The organism is Sphingomonas pseudosanguinis (genome assembly GCF_014196255.1).
Classification (GTDB): domain Bacteria; phylum Pseudomonadota; class Alphaproteobacteria; order Sphingomonadales; family Sphingomonadaceae; genus Sphingomonas; species Sphingomonas pseudosanguinis.
Genome location: NZ_JACIDH010000002.1, coordinates 263,043 through 279,883, shown reverse-complemented (window position 1 = coordinate 279,883; position 16,841 = coordinate 263,043). Strand labels below are relative to the sequence as shown.

17 protein-coding genes are annotated in these 16,841 nt (G+C 65.7%); 12 read left to right on the top strand and 5 right to left on the bottom strand.

Annotation, left to right across the window (positions count from 1 at the left end):
* The first annotated feature begins 45 nt into the window (after positions 1–45).
* Together GGR48_RS05405 and GGR48_RS05400 are read left to right on the top strand one after the other, a co-directional pair.
* Positions 46–642: a PadR family transcriptional regulator gene (locus tag GGR48_RS05405; RefSeq protein ID WP_420854053.1), complete on the top strand. Its 597-nt coding sequence runs from the start codon at positions 46–48 to the stop codon at positions 640–642.
* Positions 639–929 (top strand): DUF2218 domain-containing protein, encoded by a 291-nt coding sequence (locus GGR48_RS05400; protein ID WP_183950858.1) that lies wholly within the window; start codon positions 639–641, stop codon positions 927–929. Before GGR48_RS05405 ends, GGR48_RS05400 begins: the two co-directional genes overlap by 4 nt.
* Positions 930–932: 3 nt before the next feature.
* Here the strand turns inward: GGR48_RS05400 and GGR48_RS05395 are convergent, their stop codons facing one another.
* Complete coding sequence (locus GGR48_RS05395) at positions 933–2,078, bottom strand: glycosyltransferase family 4 protein (RefSeq protein ID WP_183950857.1); 1,146 nt, start codon at positions 2,076–2,078, stop codon at positions 933–935.
* A 97-nt stretch (positions 2,079–2,175) separates the two neighbouring features.
* On the opposite strand from GGR48_RS05395, the gene radA reads away from it, so the two are divergent.
* From radA to mazG, 10 genes are all read left to right on the top strand, one after another.
* Positions 2,176–3,549, top strand: a complete 1,374-nt coding sequence (radA, locus tag GGR48_RS05390) for a DNA repair protein RadA (RefSeq protein ID WP_183950856.1) — start codon at positions 2,176–2,178, stop codon at positions 3,547–3,549.
* 63 nt (positions 3,550–3,612) lie between these two features.
* Positions 3,613–4,167, top strand: a complete 555-nt coding sequence (locus GGR48_RS05385; RefSeq protein ID WP_240455974.1) for a CvpA family protein — start codon at positions 3,613–3,615, stop codon at positions 4,165–4,167.
* Positions 4,164–4,604, top strand: coding sequence for an iron-sulfur cluster assembly scaffold protein (locus GGR48_RS05380; protein WP_183950854.1), 441 nt, complete (start codon positions 4,164–4,166; stop codon positions 4,602–4,604). Before GGR48_RS05385 ends, GGR48_RS05380 begins: the two co-directional genes overlap by 4 nt.
* Positions 4,604–6,355 (top strand): cation:proton antiporter domain-containing protein, encoded by a 1,752-nt coding sequence (locus GGR48_RS05375; protein ID WP_183950853.1) that lies wholly within the window; start codon positions 4,604–4,606, stop codon positions 6,353–6,355. Before GGR48_RS05380 ends, GGR48_RS05375 begins: the two co-directional genes overlap by 1 nt.
* 2 nt (positions 6,356–6,357) lie before the next feature.
* Positions 6,358–6,687 carry a DUF423 domain-containing protein gene (locus tag GGR48_RS05370; protein ID WP_183950852.1) on the top strand — a complete coding sequence of 110 codons (330 nt, stop codon included), beginning with the start codon at positions 6,358–6,360 and terminating at the stop codon, positions 6,685–6,687.
* A gap of 45 nt (positions 6,688–6,732) precedes the next feature.
* Positions 6,733–8,289 (top strand): methionine--tRNA ligase, encoded by a 1,557-nt coding sequence (gene metG, locus GGR48_RS05365; RefSeq protein WP_183950851.1) that lies wholly within the window; start codon positions 6,733–6,735, stop codon positions 8,287–8,289.
* Positions 8,289–9,065, top strand: coding sequence for a TatD family hydrolase (locus GGR48_RS05360; RefSeq protein ID WP_183950850.1), 777 nt, complete (start codon positions 8,289–8,291; stop codon positions 9,063–9,065). Before metG ends, GGR48_RS05360 begins: the two co-directional genes overlap by 1 nt.
* Positions 9,062–9,826: an MBL fold metallo-hydrolase gene (locus tag GGR48_RS05355; protein WP_183950849.1), complete on the top strand. Its 765-nt coding sequence runs from the start codon at positions 9,062–9,064 to the stop codon at positions 9,824–9,826. The genes GGR48_RS05360 and GGR48_RS05355 overlap by 4 nt, the downstream gene beginning before the upstream one ends.
* A complete protein-coding gene (locus GGR48_RS05350) occupies positions 9,823–10,392 on the top strand; it encodes a TIGR02281 family clan AA aspartic protease (RefSeq protein WP_183950848.1) in 570 nt (189 codons plus the stop codon). Before GGR48_RS05355 ends, GGR48_RS05350 begins: the two co-directional genes overlap by 4 nt.
* A 137-nt stretch (positions 10,393–10,529) precedes the next feature.
* Complete coding sequence (gene mazG / locus GGR48_RS05345; RefSeq protein ID WP_183950847.1) at positions 10,530–11,267, top strand: nucleoside triphosphate pyrophosphohydrolase; 738 nt, start codon at positions 10,530–10,532, stop codon at positions 11,265–11,267.
* On the opposite strand, the gene hflX is transcribed toward mazG, so the two are convergent.
* The 4 genes from hflX to GGR48_RS05325 all read right to left on the bottom strand — a co-directional run bounded on the left by hflX (position 11,248) and on the right by GGR48_RS05325 (position 16,800).
* Positions 11,248–12,540 carry a GTPase HflX gene (hflX, locus tag GGR48_RS05340; protein ID WP_183950846.1) on the bottom strand — a complete coding sequence of 431 codons (1,293 nt, stop codon included), beginning with the start codon at positions 12,538–12,540 and terminating at the stop codon, positions 11,248–11,250. The two genes, mazG and hflX, sit on opposite strands and share 20 nt — an antisense overlap.
* The gene (hfq, locus tag GGR48_RS05335) at positions 12,537–13,028 is read right to left on the bottom strand and encodes an RNA chaperone Hfq (RefSeq protein WP_240455975.1); all 492 of its coding nucleotides are present in this window, start codon (positions 13,026–13,028) and stop codon (positions 12,537–12,539) included. Before hfq ends, hflX begins: the two co-directional genes overlap by 4 nt.
* Before the next feature lie 142 nt (positions 13,029–13,170).
* Positions 13,171–14,547, bottom strand: a complete 1,377-nt coding sequence (ntrX, locus tag GGR48_RS05330; RefSeq protein ID WP_183950844.1) for a nitrogen assimilation response regulator NtrX — start codon at positions 14,545–14,547, stop codon at positions 13,171–13,173.
* A 6-nt stretch (positions 14,548–14,553) separates the two neighbouring features.
* On the bottom strand, positions 14,554–16,800 hold the full coding sequence (locus GGR48_RS05325; RefSeq protein ID WP_240455976.1) for a sensor histidine kinase NtrY-like: 2,247 nt from the start codon (positions 16,798–16,800) through the stop codon (positions 14,554–14,556).
* Positions 16,801–16,841: the final 41 nt, after the last annotated feature.

Genomic DNA, 16,841 nt, shown 5'->3' with positions numbered 1-16,841 from the left:
CAGGCGTATGCGATATATCTTGATGCTATCTTGTATAGGAGCATCATGATGCGACATCATCATCCCTTGGGTGGCATGGGCCATCATCCCAAAGGCTTTTGGTCGTTCGGCCCGGCCGAGATGGAAGGGCCTTTCGGTCACGATTTTGGCATGCGGCGCGGCCCCGGTGGCGGCCGGCGTGGCCGCATGTTCGACGGCGGCGAGTTGCGGCTCGTCCTGCTCAAGCTGATCGCCGACGAACCTCGGCACGGCTACGACCTGATCCGCGCCATCGAAGCGCTGAGCGGCGGCGCTTATGTGCCCAGCCCCGGGGTCATCTATCCGACCATCACGCTGCTCGACGAGATGGGCTTTATCGAGGAGCAGCAGTCGGAGGGGGCCAAGAAGCGGTTCGCCGTAACGGAGGCCGGACAAGCCCATCTGTCCGAGCATGCGGACCGTGTCGCGGCGCTGCTGGCCCGGCTTCAGGCGCTGGGTGAACACCGACAGCGCGCGGACGCCGCACCGATCCGCCGGGCGATGAGCGGTCTTAAAATGGCCGTCATGGAACGGTTCGGCGGCGGCGACGCCTCGCAGGAGATGGTTCATCAGGTCGCGGCGATGATCGACGACCTGGCGCAGAAAGTGGAGCGGTTGAAATGAATGTATCCGTCGCCCGGGTTCCGACCCTGTCCGCCAGCCGCTACCTTCAGCAGCTGGCCAAGCATTGGAGCCACAAGATGGATGTCGTCTTCACCCCTGAGGAGGGGACGATCGCCTTTCCCAACGGATCGAAGCTGGAGATGCGGGCGGACAGCGAAACGCTCGACATCGTCCTGCACGTCCCCGAAGGCGAGGACGTGGCGCGGATGCGCGAGGTCGTCGCCAGCCATCTCGATCGCTTCGCCTTTCGCGAAGCGCCGTTGACCTTCGACTGGCGAAAGGGCTGAGGCTCAGGCGCGGTCGGCGAACATCGCGCGATAGGTGTCGATGACCGTTTCGTTGACCTTGTCCCACCGGTAATCGGCGACGCGGGCCTGCCCTGCGTCGCTGAACCGGCGACGCAGCGCGGCGTCGGTCGCGATCCGCTCCAGCGCGTCGGCATAGCCCGTGATGTCGCGCGGCGAGACCAGGAAACCGGTTTCGCCGTCCGCGACCAGATCCATCGCCCCGGTCGCATTCGCCGCGACGACGGGCACGCCGGCCGCCATCGCCTCGGTCGTGACGTTGCCGAAGGTTTCGGTGACGCTGGGGTTGAAGAAGATGTCCATCGACGCAACCGCACGACCGAGATCGTCGCCGGTCTGATAGCCCGCGAAAATGGCGTCGGGGGTGGCACGCGCGAACCAGTCCTTTGCCGGTCCCTTGCCGACGACCAGCACCTTGTGGGGCACGCCGCGCCGACGCAACTCGGCCAGCACCTCGGCAAAGACGTCCAGCCCCTTTTCCTTGACCAACCGGCCGAGGAAGCCGATCGCCACGTCATCGTCACCGATACCCGACGACCGCCGCCACTCCAGGCTGCGGCGTGAGGGCTGGAAGCGGTCATGATCGATGCCGCGCGACCAGATGCCCATCGGCGGCGTCACCCCCCATCCGCGCAGCAGGTCGATCATGCTGGGGCTGGGCGCGACGATACGGTCGAACTTGTTATAGAAGCGGGTCAGCAACCGGATGATCGCCGGCTCCAGAAAGCCGAGATGATAATAGGCCGGATAGGTCTCGAACCGCGTGTGCACCGATGCGAGCGAAGCGACACCCTTGTCCCGTGCCCAGCGCACCGCCGCATGGCCCAGAAACTCCGGCGCCGAGACATGGACGATATTGGGCGCGAAAGCCTCCAGATCGGCGCGCACCGATGCCGGCAGGCCCCGTGCCAGCTTATAGTCCGCGCGGAACGGCATCGGGATGGACGGGACATCGACCAGATCGCCCACCGGCGGAAAGGCCGGCGTCTTCGACGTCGGCGAATAGACGCGCACCGCCACCCCGCGATCGAGCAGATGGCCGACCAGCAGGTTCAAGCTCTGGTTCGCGCCGTCGCGCGTGTAGTTGTAGTTGCCGCTGAACAGCGCGACACGGAAATTGTCTGGGGTCATGGAACCCGCCCCATAGCCGCGCGGCCGCACGATGACCACTCCCGCCCGCGCCACGCCGCATGTTCCATTTTCGTTCCGCACCCGCTAGAGGATTGGCATGGCCAAGATTCAGAAGCGCTATGTCTGCCAGTCCTGCGGCTCGGTGTCCTCGCGGTGGCAGGGGCAATGTCCCGACTGTTCCGAATGGAACACCATGCTGGAAGAGGCGCCGGTGCAGCTGACGCCCTTCGCCGCCAAGCATAATCTGCAAGGGGGTGGGCGAGCGATCCAACTGGTCGGGCTCGACGCCGACATCCCGCTGCCCGACCGGATGGCGACCGGCATCGCCGAGCTGGATCGGGCGCTGGGTGGCGGGTTCGTCGAAGGCTCGGCGACGCTGATCGGCGGCGATCCCGGCATCGGCAAGTCGACGCTGCTGCTGCAGGCGGCGGCCAAGCTCGCCATGGCGGGCAAGCCTGTCGCCTATGTCTCGGGCGAGGAAGCGGCGGATCAGGTGCGTCTGCGCGCCCGGCGGCTGGGACTTGGGCAGGCGCCGGTGCGGCTGGCGGCGGCGACCTCGGTGCGCGATATCCTGACCACCCTCTCGATCGGCACGCCGCCGGCGCTCCTGATCATCGACTCGATCCAGACGATGCATTCCGACCTGATCGAAGGCGCGCCGGGCACGGTCAGCCAGGTCCGCGCCTCGGGACAGGAACTGATCCGCTTCGCCAAGGAGCGCGGCACCGCCGTCGTGCTCGTCGGCCATGTCACCAAGGACGGCTCGATCGCAGGCCCCCGCGTGCTCGAACATATGGTCGACACGGTGCTGGCCTTCGAGGGGGAGCGCAGTCACCAATACCGCATCCTGCGCGCGATCAAGAACCGCTTCGGCGGGACCGACGAGATCGGCGTCTTCGCGATGCAGACCGAGGGGCTGACCGAGGTCGGCAATCCCTCCTCGCTGTTCCTGACCAATCGCGAGGAGGGCGTGACCGGCGCCACCGTATTCCCTGCGCTGGAGGGGACGCGGCCCGTACTGGTCGAAATCCAGGCGCTGACCGTCCGGCTGGCCTCGGGCGCGACGCCGCGCCGGGCGGTTGTCGGTTGGGACACCGGCCGCCTCGCGATGATCCTGGCGGTGCTGGAGGCGCGCTGCGGCCTCAGCTTCTCGTCGGCGGAGGTCTATCTCAACATCGCGGGCGGCTACCGCGTCCAAGACCCCGCCGCCGATCTGGCCGTCGCGGCGGCGTTGATCTCCGCTTTGTCCGAACGGCCGGTATCCGCCAATGCGATCGTGTTCGGCGAAATCGCGCTGTCGGGCGAAATCCGGTCGGTGGCGCATGGTCCGCTCCGGCTGAAGGAGGCGGGAAAGCTGGGGTTCGAGAAGGCGATGGTCCCGCGCGCCATGGCCAGCGACGAGGGAGGCTTGGCGATGACGGGCTTCCGCACGCTGGCCGAGTTCGTTGACCATATGCTGGGCCGGGGGTAGCGAAGACGCAATGTCGCCCCGTCGCCCATTTTCGTGCGACCGGCAGGGGAGTTGGGTAGGAAGTTGACGGCGCTCGATATTCTCGTCCTCATCGCGGTGTTCGGTGCGGCCGTTCAGGGCTTTGTGCGCGGCTTCGTCACCGAAGTGCTGGCGCTTTTCGCCTGGGTCGCGATCGTCGCCGCGCTCAAGCTGTTCCATATCCCGCTTGCCCAATCGCTGACCGGTATCGTCGGCACCGTCTCGGGCGCGGCCGTGCTGGCCTTCGCGATCATCGTCGGCGTCACCTATCTGGGCGGGCGGATCGTGGCGCGGGCGATCGGCGCGCGGACACGTACCTCGGTGCTCGGGCCGATCGACCGCGCGCTGGGCTTCGGCTTCGGCGCGCTGAAGGGGCTGATCCTGTCGAGCCTGATCTTCCTGGTCGTCGCGCTGATGGTCGACACCGTCGGCGGCGGCCCCGCGCGGCGGCCCGAATGGATGGTCAAGAGCCGCACCTACAAGCTGTTGAACGCCACCAGCGCCGGGATCGCCGATTTCGTCGATCGGCGGCGGCGGGGCCTTCCCGTCTTCGGCGCGCCGACGCCACCCGCAGACAATGCCAGCGAGAGCCGATCATGAACGCCCCCCTCTACAATGCCGAGATCCTGCGGCTGACGACGGCCATCCCGCATGACCAGCGCCTGACCGATCCGATGGCCAGCGTCGAGCGACGCTCACCGGTCTGCGGCAGTCGGGTCACGGTGGACGTCAATCTGGATGCCGAGGGTCGCGTCGCCGAGATCGGCATGCTCGTCCGCGCCTGCGCGTTGGGGCAGGCCTCCGCCGCCCTGCTGGCGAACCATGTGGTAGGACGCGACGCGATCGAACTGGCCGCGATGCGAGACCGGCTGACCGAGTGGCTTGCCACGGGCGAGGGGGCCGCACCCGACTGGCCCGGCATCGACGTGTTCGCCCCGGCCTTGCCCTACACCGCCCGCCATCCCTCGATCCGACTGGCGTTCGAGGCGGCGGCGCAGGCGGCAGAAGACGCCGCGCTCGCCGAGGCTGCCCGCTGATGCACGAAGAGGTATCGCTACTGCGCGACGGGGCGATCCTGCTCGGTTTCGGGCTTGTCTTCGTCCTGATCTTCCGCCGTATCGGGCTGGGTGCGACGCTGGGCTATCTGGTCGCGGGTGCCGTGGTCGGTCCGCATGTGCTGGGGCTGGTCGGCGACGCCGAGTCGAAGCTGGGCATTGCCGAGATCGGCATCACGCTCCTTCTGTTCATCGTCGGGCTCGAGTTGAACCCGGCACGGTTGTGGCGGATGAAGCATGAGATTTTCGGTCTCGGCCTGATCCAGGTCGTCGCTTGCGGGCTGGCGATCAGCGGCATCGTGCTGCTCGCGCATTTCTCGATCGAGGCCGCACTGGCGCTCGGCCTGCCGCTCGCGCTGTCGTCGACGGCGCAGGTCCTGCCGATGCTGCAATCCTCGGGCCGGCTGCGCACGCCCTTTGGCGAGCGGGCCTTCTCCATCCTGTTGTTCCAGGACCTGTCGATCGTCCCGCTGATCACCATCGTCGCGGCCATGTCGCGCAATCCGGCCGATCATGCCGGGCCGCCGGGATGGATCTTGGCGTTGGAGACGGTAGGAGCGATCGTCGGCCTGATCGTCGCGGGGCGCTTCCTGCTGCGTCCGCTGTTCCGCCTGATCGGCAATATGGGCGAGCGCGAGATGTTCGTCTTCGCGGGCCTGTTCACCGTCATCGCCAGCGCGGCGGTGATGGAACTGCTCGGCCTGTCGACCGCGTTGGGGGCGTTCATCGCGGGCGTGATGTTGGCCGACAGTCCCTATCGCCACGAACTGGAGGCCGATGTCGAGCCGTTCCGCTCGATCCTGCTCGGCCTGTTCTTCCTGGCGGTCGGCATGATGCTGAACCTGCCCGCGATCGCCGAGCGGCCGCTGTTCGTTGCGACGATGGCGCTGGCGCTGATCGCGACCAAGACGCTGGTCATCGCGCTGATCGGCATGGCCTTCAAGATGAAGTGGCGCTCGGCCTTCGCGCTGGGCGTGTTGATGAGCCAGGGCGGCGAGTTCGGCTTCGTCCTCTTCGCCCAGGCGCAGGCCGGCTATCTGATCGCGCCCGAGGCGGCGAGCTTGTTCGGGGCGATCATCACCCTGTCGATGGCGACCACGCCGTTCCTGATGCGCGCGACCCGGGGCATCCGCGAGGAACCGATCATCACGCGCGGCAGCGACGAGCGCGAGGGGCCGATGACCGACGGCGCCAACGCGCTGATCGTCGGCTATGGCCGCTTCGGCCAGACGGTTGCGCAGATGCTGATCGCCAGCGACATTCCGGTCACGCTGATCGACCGCGATATCGAGATGATCGATATCGCCGCCGAATTCGGCGCCAAGGTCTATTATGGCGACGGCACCCGGCTCGACCTGCTGCGGCAGGCGGGTGCGGCGGAGGCAGAGCTGATCCTGTTCTGCCTCGACGACGACCAGATCACGCTGGATTTCCTAGAGAGTGTCCACACCGCCTTTCCCCAGGCGACGATCCTGGTCCGCGCCTTCGATCGCCGCGCCGTGCTGCGTCTCAAGGGCGGCCCCGCCGCCTATATCGTCCGCGAAGTGCTGGAGTCGGCGGTCAAGATGGCACGGCTCGCCATGGGCAGCCTGAAGATCGACCGCGTCGAGATCGACCGGATCGAGTTCATGTATCGCACCCGCGACAAGGAGCGGCTTGCCGCCCAGCTGGAAAGCGGCGACTTGCATGCCGCCAGCGACCGGATCATCACGCAGGACGCGCGAAAGGACTGAATATGGGGATATTGGCGGTTCTGGCGGCGCTGTCGGGCGCGATCGCGATCGCCGCCGGGGCGTTCGGCGCCCACCGCGCCGAGGGGGCGGCGGTCGAATGGCTGCGCACCGGCGGGCAGTATCAGTTGATCCATGCCGTCGCGGCACTCGTTGCGCTCAAATGGGACGCGCGTGGCCCCGGCTGGGCCTTCGTCATCGGCAGCGCGATCTTCGCGGGCACGCTCTATGCGATGGCCCTGGGCGCGCCGCGCTGGTTCGGGGCGATCACGCCGATCGGCGGCAGCATCCTGATCCTCGGCTGGCTGTGGCTCGCCTGGGGTTTGCGCGGCTGAAAGGCCGGGCTTCACCTGCGCGAAACGATGCTTTAGGGACCGGCCATGGCCGATCCATTCTATATCACCACCGCAATCCACTATCCCAATGGCCGCCCGCATATCGGCCATGCCTATGAAATGGTGGCCGCCGACGTCATCGCCCGGTTCCAGCGTCAGGCGGGACGCGATGTGCTGTTCCAGACGGGCACCGACGAACATGGCCTGAAAATGGCGCAGGCGGCGCGCGCGCGCGGCATCTCGACGCGCGCGTTCGCCGACGAAATGTCCAGCCATTTCCATGTGATGGCAGACCGTCTTGATATTTCGTACGACCGCTTCATCCGCACGGTCGACGCCGATCACTATGCCGCCAGCCAGGCGATCTGGAAGGCGATGCAGGACAAGGGCGATCTGTACCTCGATCGCTACGAAGGCTGGTATTCGGTCCGCGACGAAGCCTTTTACGACGAGAGCGAACTGACCATCGGCGAAGACGGCACCAAGCTGTCGCCGCAGGGCACGCCCGTCGAGTGGACCGCCGAGGAGACTTGGTTCTTCCGTCTGTCCAAGTACCAGCAGCCTTTGCTCGACCTGTACCGCGACAATCCGGACTTCATCCGTCCAGAAAGCCGCCGCAACGAGGTGATGCGCTTCGTCGAGGGCGGGCTGTCCGACCTGTCGGTGTCGCGTACCAGCTTCGACTGGGGCGTGCCGGTCCCCGACAGCCCCGGCCATGTCATGTATGTCTGGGTCGACGCGCTGACCAACTATCTGACCGGCACCGGCTATCCGAACAAGGACAGCGAGCTGGCGCGCTTCTGGCCCGCCAACCTGCACCTGATCGGCAAGGACATCGTCCGCTTCCACACCGTCTATTGGCCCGCCTTCCTGATGTCGGCCGATCTGCCACTGCCACAGTCGGTGTTCGGCCACGGCTTCCTGCTTCACCGGGGCGAGAAGATGTCGAAGTCGGTCGGCAATGTCGTCGATCCGATGGGGCTGGCCGATGCATTCGGCGTCGATGCCCTGCGTTACTTCTTCCTGCGGGAAGTCAGCTTCGGCCAGGACGGCTCCTATTCGGCCGAGGCGATCGTGACGCGCGTCAATGCGGAACTGGCCAACAGCTTCGGCAATCTTGCCCAGCGCACCTTGTCCTTCATCGCCAAAAATCTGGGCGGCGCGCTGCCCGAGGCGGGGCGCAGCGATCCGGCCGATGCGATGCTGATCGAAGAGGTGGTGGTCGCCTGCGCCGGGCTGAAGACTGCGTTCGACGATCTGGCGCTCAGCCAGGGGATCGAGGCATGGATGCGCGGCGTCTATGCCTGCAACCAGTATATCGACGTGCAGGCCCCCTGGTCGCTGCGCAAGACCGATCCGGAGCGGATGCATGCGGTGCTCGGCACGCTCGTTCGTGCGATCCGCATGCTGGCCATTGCGATCCTGCCGGTCACGCCGCGCGGCGCCGGACAGGTGCTCGACACGCTGGGTGCCGAGGAACGCGATCATGCCGCGATCGACGATGACGGCTGGTATGCGCGTCGGGCAGGGCAGGGCGTTCCCCTGTCACCTCCGACGCCTGCCTTCCCGCGCCTGGAAGTGCCGGCGGAGGCCGACGCCTGATGCTCGCCGACAGCCATTGCCACCTGAATTACAAGGGGCTGGCCGAGGATCAGCCGGCGATCCTGGCGCGTGCGCGGGAACGCGGCGTCACCGCGATGCTCAACATCGCCACGCGCGAAAGCGAATGGGATGCAGTCATCGCGACCGCCGAGCGCGAGGCCGATGTCTGGGCGACGGTGGGCATCCACCCGCATGAGGCGGATGCGCATCCGCATATCGACACCGCCAAGCTGATCGAATGTGCGCAGCATCCGCGCGTCGTCGGTATCGGCGAGAGCGGCCTCGACTATTACTATGACCATAGCGACCGCGCCCGGCAGCAGGCGAGCTTTCGCGCCCACATCGCCGCCTGCCGGGAGACCGGCCTGCCGCTGGTCGTCCATACGCGCGATGCCGAGGCGGATACCGCCGCGATCCTGGCCGAGGAGATGGGGAAGGGGGCCTATCCAGGCGTCATCCACTGCTTCACCGCCAGCGGAGATTTTGCCGATAAGGCCCTGGCGTTAGGCTTTTATATATCCATTTCGGGTATCGTGACGTTCAAGAACGCGAAGGACTTGCAGGACACGGCCGCCCGCCTTCCGCTCGATCGTTTGCTGGTCGAGACCGACGCGCCGTTCCTTGCGCCCGTGCCGCATCGTGGCAAGACGGGCGAGCCGGCCTTCGTCGCGGACACCGCCAAATTCCTGGCCGAGTTGCGCGGTGAAAGCGTCGAGACGCTGACCCGGGTGACGGCGGAGAATTTCCACCGGCTGTTCGCGAAGACGCGCGCATGAAAATCCGTATTCTGGGGTGTGGCACGTCGTCGGGCGTACCCCGGATCGGGAATGACTGGGGTGCCTGTGACCCCCGGGAAACGCGCAATCGTCGCATGCGCCAAGCCGCGCTCGTCGAGCATGACGGCGTCCGTATCCTGATCGACACCGGTCCCGATATGCGCGAGCAGTTGCTCGCCGCCGAGGTCGGGACCGTCGATGCGGTGATCTGGACGCATGATCATGCCGATCACTGTCATGGCATCGACGATTTGCGGCAAATCTATCACGCGCTCGGGCGACCCGTAGCGGGCTATGCGCGGCCGAAGACGGCGGACTCGCTGCAAAGCCGTTTCGCCTATGTCTTCCATGGCAAGACCGGCTATCCGCCCACCGCGACGATGACCGCCTTTGACGACGATCTGACGATCGGGGACATTCGCATACGGTCGGTCGACCAGCCCCATGGCCGCATCACATCGGCCGGGCTTCGCTTCGAATGCGATGGTAAATCCATTGGCTATGCTACGGATTTCCACGACTTAACCCCGGATATGGCCGCGTTGTATGAAGGCGTCGACATCTGGATCGCCGATGCGCTTCGCCGCCATCCGCATCCGGCCCATGCCGACTTGCCGGCAGTCCTCGGCTGGATCGACGCGCTCAAGCCGAAGCGCAGCGTGCTGATTCATATGGACCAGTCGATGGACTATGCCACGTTGCAGCGCGAACTGCCCGATCATGTCGAGCCTGGCTATGACGGGATGGAACTTGTTCCATGACGACCGATCGGGTCATGGACTTCGTCTATTACGGCCTGATCCTGCTGTTGCCGCTCAGCGCTTTGGCCGCACGGCGGATACCGCTAGGCCAGGCGGCCAGGATGGCGCTGATTTGGGTGGCGATCTTCGCGGCGGGGTATCTGGTCATCGCCCAGCGAGACCGGTTTTCCGACCTTATCGGCCGCCGCGATGCCATCCAGGGAAGCGCCCGTATCTTAATGGCGGAGGATGGCCATTTCTGGGCCAATGTCCGCATCAACGGTATCGAGCGTCGAATGCTGATCGACAGCGGCGCCACGACCACCGCGCTTTCCACCGCGACGGCGAAAGCCGCCGGACTCGATCTGGAGGAAAGTCCGTTTCCGCGCATGATCGACACCGCCAACGGATCGGTGCTGGCGCAGCATACGACCATTCCGACACTCACCATCGGTTCGATCACGATGACGGATGTCGGCGCCATTTCGTCGCCAGCGTTCGGGGATCAGGATGTGATCGGCATGAATGTCTTGGATCGGCTGAAAGCATGGCGGGTCGAGCGAGGGGTGCTCGTTCTGAACCCCTAGCTGAGCCCTCATTTTACATAATATGTATTATCGACCTTAAGGCTGAAGATGTTGCGCGGCTGGCATCCCGCCAACCCCCTTGCTAAATGCCATCGCGATTTGGGCGAACGCGCCATGTGCAGCAAGGAAAACAAGCGATGGAGCGTCTGCTCGCCATCATGAAGCGACTTCGAGATCCCGCCACGGGTTGTGAATGGGATGTCGCCCAAAGCTTCGAGAGCATTGCGCCCTACACTATCGAGGAAGCGCACGAGGTCGCGGACGCGATCGCACGCGGCGATATGGCGGAGCTGAAGGACGAACTCGGCGACTTGCTATTACAGGTCGTCTTTCACGCGCAAATCGCTGAAGACACCGGGCATTTCACGTTCGCCGACGTGGTCACCGCGATCAGCGACAAGATGGAGCGACGTCATCCGCACATTTTCGGCGACACCGCCGAGGGCGGCCATCATCTATGGGAGCAGATCAAGGCCGAGGAACGCCGCGCCAAGGCGGCCGGCGGGACGCTTGATGGCGTGGCGCTCGGCCTGCCGGCGCTGATGCGGGCGGAAAAGCTGCAAAAGCGGGCAGCCCGGGTGGGCTTCGACTGGCCCGACCCGAGCGGCTCGCGTGCCAAGATCGACGAGGAATTGCAGGAGATCGCCGAGGCCGGCCCCGACACGCTGGAGGAGGAATTCGGCGACCTGCTCTTCGCCGTCGTCAATTGGGCGAGGCATCACAGCGTTGACGCCGAGGCCGCGCTACGTGCTGGCAACCGCAAGTTCGAACGCCGCTTTCGCGCGATGGAGGCCGAGGGTGGCGAAGGATTCGCCGCACTCGACCTCGATGCGAAGGAAGCCCTATGGCAGCGCGTCAAGCACCGCGACGGTTGAACCGCTCGTAATCGGGCTCGGACAGGCGGACCTCATAGGTCGCTTGGTCGCCCTCAATGACCTGATCCAGCACCTCGCCATGGGCATGGAGCCACGCGGCCCCCGCCCCATCCGCGACGTCGAGCGTGATCCAATAGCGGCGATGGCCTGAGGTCAGTGCCGCCGCGACTTGCTCGACCAGATCATCAATCCCCTCCCCGCTCATCGCGGATACGGCAACGATATTGGGTCGACGCGCGGCCTCGACGAGAACGTCCTCGCGCCGCTCGCCCTCGATCAGGTCGATCTTGTTCCACGCCTCGAAACGCGGGGTTTCGGGGTCGACGCCGATCTCAGTCAGCACCGCCTCGACATCGGCGCGCTGCGCTTCGCTGTCCGGATGGGCGATGTCACGGACATGGATCAGCAGATCGGCCGACACCACTTCCTCCAACGTCGCCTTGAACGCGGCCACCAGCTGCGTCGGCAGATCGGAGACGAAACCCACCGTGTCGGACAGGATCGCCTTGTCGATGCCAGGCAACTGCACCTGTCGCAGCGTCGGGTCGAGCGTGGCGAACAGCAAATCCTTCGCCATGACATGAGCGCCGGTCAAACGATTGAAAAGCGTAGACTTCCCGGCGTTGGTATAGCCGACCAGCGCGATCACCGGCCAAGGCGCGCGCTGCCGTCGATCGCGATGAAGGCCGCGCGTGCGGCTGACCTGCTCGAGTTCACGACGCAGTCGCGCCATGCGATCCCGGATCATCCGACGGTCAGCCTCGATCTGGGTTTCACCCGGACCGCCCAGGAAGCCGAAGCCGCCGCGCTGACGCTCGAGGTGGGTCCAGCTGCGCACGAGACGGCCGGCCTGGTAATCCAGATGCGCCAGTTCGACCTGCAACCGCCCTTCTGCCGTCGCAGCCCGCTCGCCGAAAATTTCGAGGATCAGGCCGGTACGGTCGATCACCTTGGCTTCGAGCGCGGTTTCCAGATTGCGCTGCTGGACCGGTGTCAGCGACCCGTCGAACACGACGAGCTGCGCTTCCTCCATCCGGACCTGTTGTGCGACCTGCTCGACCTGACCGCTGCCGATCAGGGTCGCGGGCTTGGGCGAACGGACCTTGAGGGCGATCCGTTCGACGACGTCCAACCCGATCGCCATGGCGAGACCGGCGGTTTCGTCCAGCCGCGCCTCGGCATCGCGGGCGGCGTCGCCCTGATCGGGCAGGACGATGACGGTGCGAGCGCCGCGGGTGAATTCCCCGCGGTCGCGATCAAATCCGGTGCTCAATCCTCGGCCGATCCCGCTTGCTCTTCGGCCAGATTCAGCGGGCGTGCCGGCTGAATGGTCGAGACGGCGTGCTTGTAGACGAGCTGCGCCATGCCCTCGCGCTGGAGCAGCATGCAGAACAGGTCAAAGCCCGCAATCTGCCCCTGCAGCATGACGCCGTTGATCAGGAACATGGTGACGGGGTCTTCGGACTTGCGCACCGCGTTCAGGAAGATTTCCTGGAGCAGCGGCTGCTTCTTCTGATGCTCGTTCACGCCATCGACGATCGCGGCGACGTCGAGCGGCCCCGACGGCATGATCGTGGAGATGGCATGCTTGTAGATCAGCTGGGACTGGCCATCACGGCGCAGCAAGACGGAGAAATTGTCGAACCAGGTGACGATGCCCTGAAGCTTCACACCCTTGACGAGGAACATCGTGACGGGCGCCTTGGAACGGCGCAGCGCATTCAGAAAGAGGTCCTGCAGCGAACCCGATTTGTCGGCCATGGAAAAGCCCTTGTTCTTGGCGGGTCCGTGCCCGCGAGTTGCGCCGTTTCCCGGCGTCGGAACCGCGCCCGTGCGCCGGACGCGTCCGTTATCTATGGATTGGGGGGCCATTCGTCCAGAGGTCGCGCGGCCGGGCAGGCGATCATTCCTCGCGCGTCTCGCTGATCCCAAGCAGCTTCAGCTTGCGGTGGAGGGCGGAGCGCTCCATTCCGATGAAGCTGGCGGTGCGTGAGATGTTGCCCGAGAAGCGTCGGATCTGGATGCGGAGATATTCGCGTTCGAAGCTCTCACGGGCTTCCCGCAACGGCGCCCCCATGATGGCGGTCGCGCCGCCCCCGCCCATATCCGCCCCCTCGCCCAGCACTTCGGCCGGCAACAGGTCGAGGTCGATCCGGCCGATCCGATCGCCCGGCGCCAGGATGATCGTCCGCTCGACGACGTTGCGCAACTGGCGGACATTGCCCGGCCAGTCATAGGATTGCATCGCGACCATCGCGTCGGGGGCGATCTCGGGGGTACGGACCCGGCGCTCCACCGCATAATGCGCCATGAAATGCTCGACCAGCGCCGGTATGTCCTCGCTCCGCTCGGCCAGCGACGGGATCGTCACTGGCACTACGTTCAGCCGATAATACAGATCCTCGCGGAACCGGCCCTCGGCGATCTCCTGGGTCAGGTCGCGCGCGGTCGCCGAGACGACGCGGACGTCCACCTTGACCACGCGAGTGCCGCCGACGCGGGTGAAGCTCTGGTCGGTCAGGACACGCAGGATACGTGCCTGGGTTGCGATCGGCATGTCCGCGATCTCGTCGAGGAACAGCGTACCGCCATGCGCCTGCTCCAGCAGGCCGGTACGGACGAGGTCGCCGCCCTCCTCGACGCCGAACAATTCCTCCTCGACCCGCTCGGGCGTCATGCGCGCCGCGCTGACCACGACGAAGGGCGCATCAGCGCGATTGCTCCAGCCGTGGAGAAGCCGCGCCGCGACTTCCTTGCCGACACCGGCCGCGCCCATGATGAGCACCCGGCTGCCGGTCGCCGCGACCCGCTTCAGCGTCGCGCGGATGCCGTTGATCGCATTGGACGATCCGGTCAGGTCGGTCTCGCGCCCCGCGCTCGCCCGCAGCGAGGCGTTCTCGCGCCGCAACCGCTCGGTCTCGGTCGCGCGGGCGACCATCAGCAGCAGGCGTTCGGCCTCGAACGGCTTTTCGATAAAGTCCGCCGCACCCTTGCGGATCGCCGCGACGGCGGTGTCGAGATTGCCATGGCCGGAGATAACCAGCACCGGGATCGACGGATCGCGCCGCTTGATCTCGTCGAGCAGTTCCAGCCCGTCGAGCTTCGACCCCTGCAACCAGACATCGAGCAGGACGAGTGACGGCCGCCGGACCGCAACGGCTTCGAGCGCCGAGTCGCTGTCAGCCGCGACCCGGGCGTCATAGCCTTCGTCCTCCAGCACGCCCGCGACCAGTTCGCGAATATCGAGTTCGTCGTCGACGACGAGAATGTCCAAAGCCATGATCTTTTACGTCCGGGTACGAGTCAAAGCGGTGAGTTGGCCCTCCCCGGCCAGCTCAGGTTCGGCGCCCCCCTGGTCCAGCGCCGCCAGGGCGCCGGCATCGAACATCATCGACACGATCGTGCCGCCAGTCGGATTGTCGGAAAAGCCGATCGTGCCGGCATGTTCCTCGATGATCTTGTTGACGATGGCGAGGCCCAACCCCGTGCCCCGCGCGCGCGTCGTCATATAGGGTTCGATGATGCGATCGCGCTCGGGCGGCAGGCCGATGCCGTTGTCGGTCACGGTGATCGTCACCATGCTCGCCTGCTGGCCGACCGTCATCGCGACCTTGCCACCCTTCGCACCTTCGGGCCGCGCCTCGATCGCCTCAACCGCGTTCTTGACGATGTTGGTCAGCGCCTGGCTCATCTGCCGTCGATCGCAGACCAGCGAGGGAACGGGATCGTCCTGCTCCAGCTCGAACGCAATCTCGGGGTGCGCGACCTCGTGCAGGAACATCGCCTGGGCGCAGATGTCGGCGATCGCCTCTTCGCGGAAGACGGGCTTGGGCATGCGTGCGAAAGAGGAGAATTCGTCGACCATCCGGCGCAGGTCGCCGACCTGTCGGACGATCGTCTCGGTCAGGCGACCGAAGGTCTCGTCCTGCGGATCGATGACCTTGCCATAGCGCCGTTGCAGGCGCTCGGCCGCGAGCTGGATCGGCGTCAGCGGGTTCTTGATCTCATGCGCGATACGCCGGGCGACGTCGGACCAGGCCGCGCGCCGCTGATCAAGCAACTGCTGGGTGATGTCGTCGAAGGTCAGGATCGGGCCATCGGCGGTCTGGGCGATCCGCACCGCCAGCGTCCGCATGTCACCGTGGAGCGCCACCTGCACCGTCGCCTCGCGCCGGCCCTGGTCGAGCAACTCGTCAAGTTCTGGGGCCACTTCGCCGAGCTTGTGGCCGATCAGCCCTTCCTCGTCCGCGCCCAGAAGCAGGTCCGCCGAGTTATTCGCCATGCGCACGCACCGGTCCCGCCCGACCGCGACGACACCGGCCGAGACACCGGCCATGACTGCCTCGATCAGGGCACGGCGATTGTTGAGTTGCGCATTGGCGGTGACCAGTTCGGTATTCTGCTGCTCCAGCTGCCCGGTCATCTGGTTGAAGGCATGGGCCAGCGTTCCGACCTCGTCGCGGGTCCGGGGATCGGGAACGCGCGCCGTCAGGTCGCCACCGGAAATCCGCCGCGCAGCGTCGACCAGCTCGCCGACCGGACGCACCAGACGATCCGCGACCGTCAGCGCGATCCAGACCGCGATGCCGACGATCAGCATGGCGATGGCGAAGAGGACGAGGTTGAACTTGAGCTGCAACGACCGTGCACGCCCCTGCAATGCGCGATAGTCCTGGACCACATCCTCGGCAGCGAAATGCTGTCCGCTCAGGAACTTGGCGTTCACACTTGTCCCGACATACAGCATGATGCCGTTGGCGTTGGGCAAGGGGCGGACGACCCAGACGCGCTGCTCGTTGATACCGACCTCTGGCCGGTTGGTCCGCATCGCCTGCTGGATCATGTCGGGGCTCACCAACTCGCGGAACGTCGAGTCGGCCGGTGGCAGGATATAGTCGTAGAATTTGAAACCCTGCTTCGGGTCATAGGAGAAGAGCACCGCCTCCTCCAGTTCGCGCACCAGCGTCTGTTGCCCGAAATAGGCATGAAACGCCTCGCGGTCCTCGCGCAGGGCGGGCAGGCTGTTGCTGAGGTCGCCGGACATCGCGTCCGCCGTCTTCACCCAGCGATCGATGATCTGTTGCTGCGACTGACGCGCGATGTTCATCGCATCGCCAAAGGCCTTGCGCGCGCGGTCCGAAATCCAGAATTCGGCCGAGTCCTGGAACAGGACCGACGCCGTCACGACGGTCAGCAGGATCGGCACGCTGGCCGTCAGCGAAAACAGCGCGACCAGCCTGACATGCAGCCGCCCGCCCCCACCAACGGCGGACTGGGCCGCGCGCCGCTTCGCCACGCGTCGACCGAGCAGCATGAGCAGAAGGACGCCGGGTACTAGGTTGAGGGCCAACAGGCCGGCCATAACCGGAGGAGCGATCAGACCCTGCGCCTCATGCCGGCTGGCGATATAGGCGTAGGTGCCGATGGCGATCGTCAATGCGCCAATGATGACCGCAATCTCAATTGCCGGGGTCACCGCGAAGCGTGACTGCGGCGTCTCATCGAAATCAGCAGGCTTCAGAAAGGCCAACATCGTTGCAATCGTACAACGTCGAGCGTGACCTGCAAGCCACA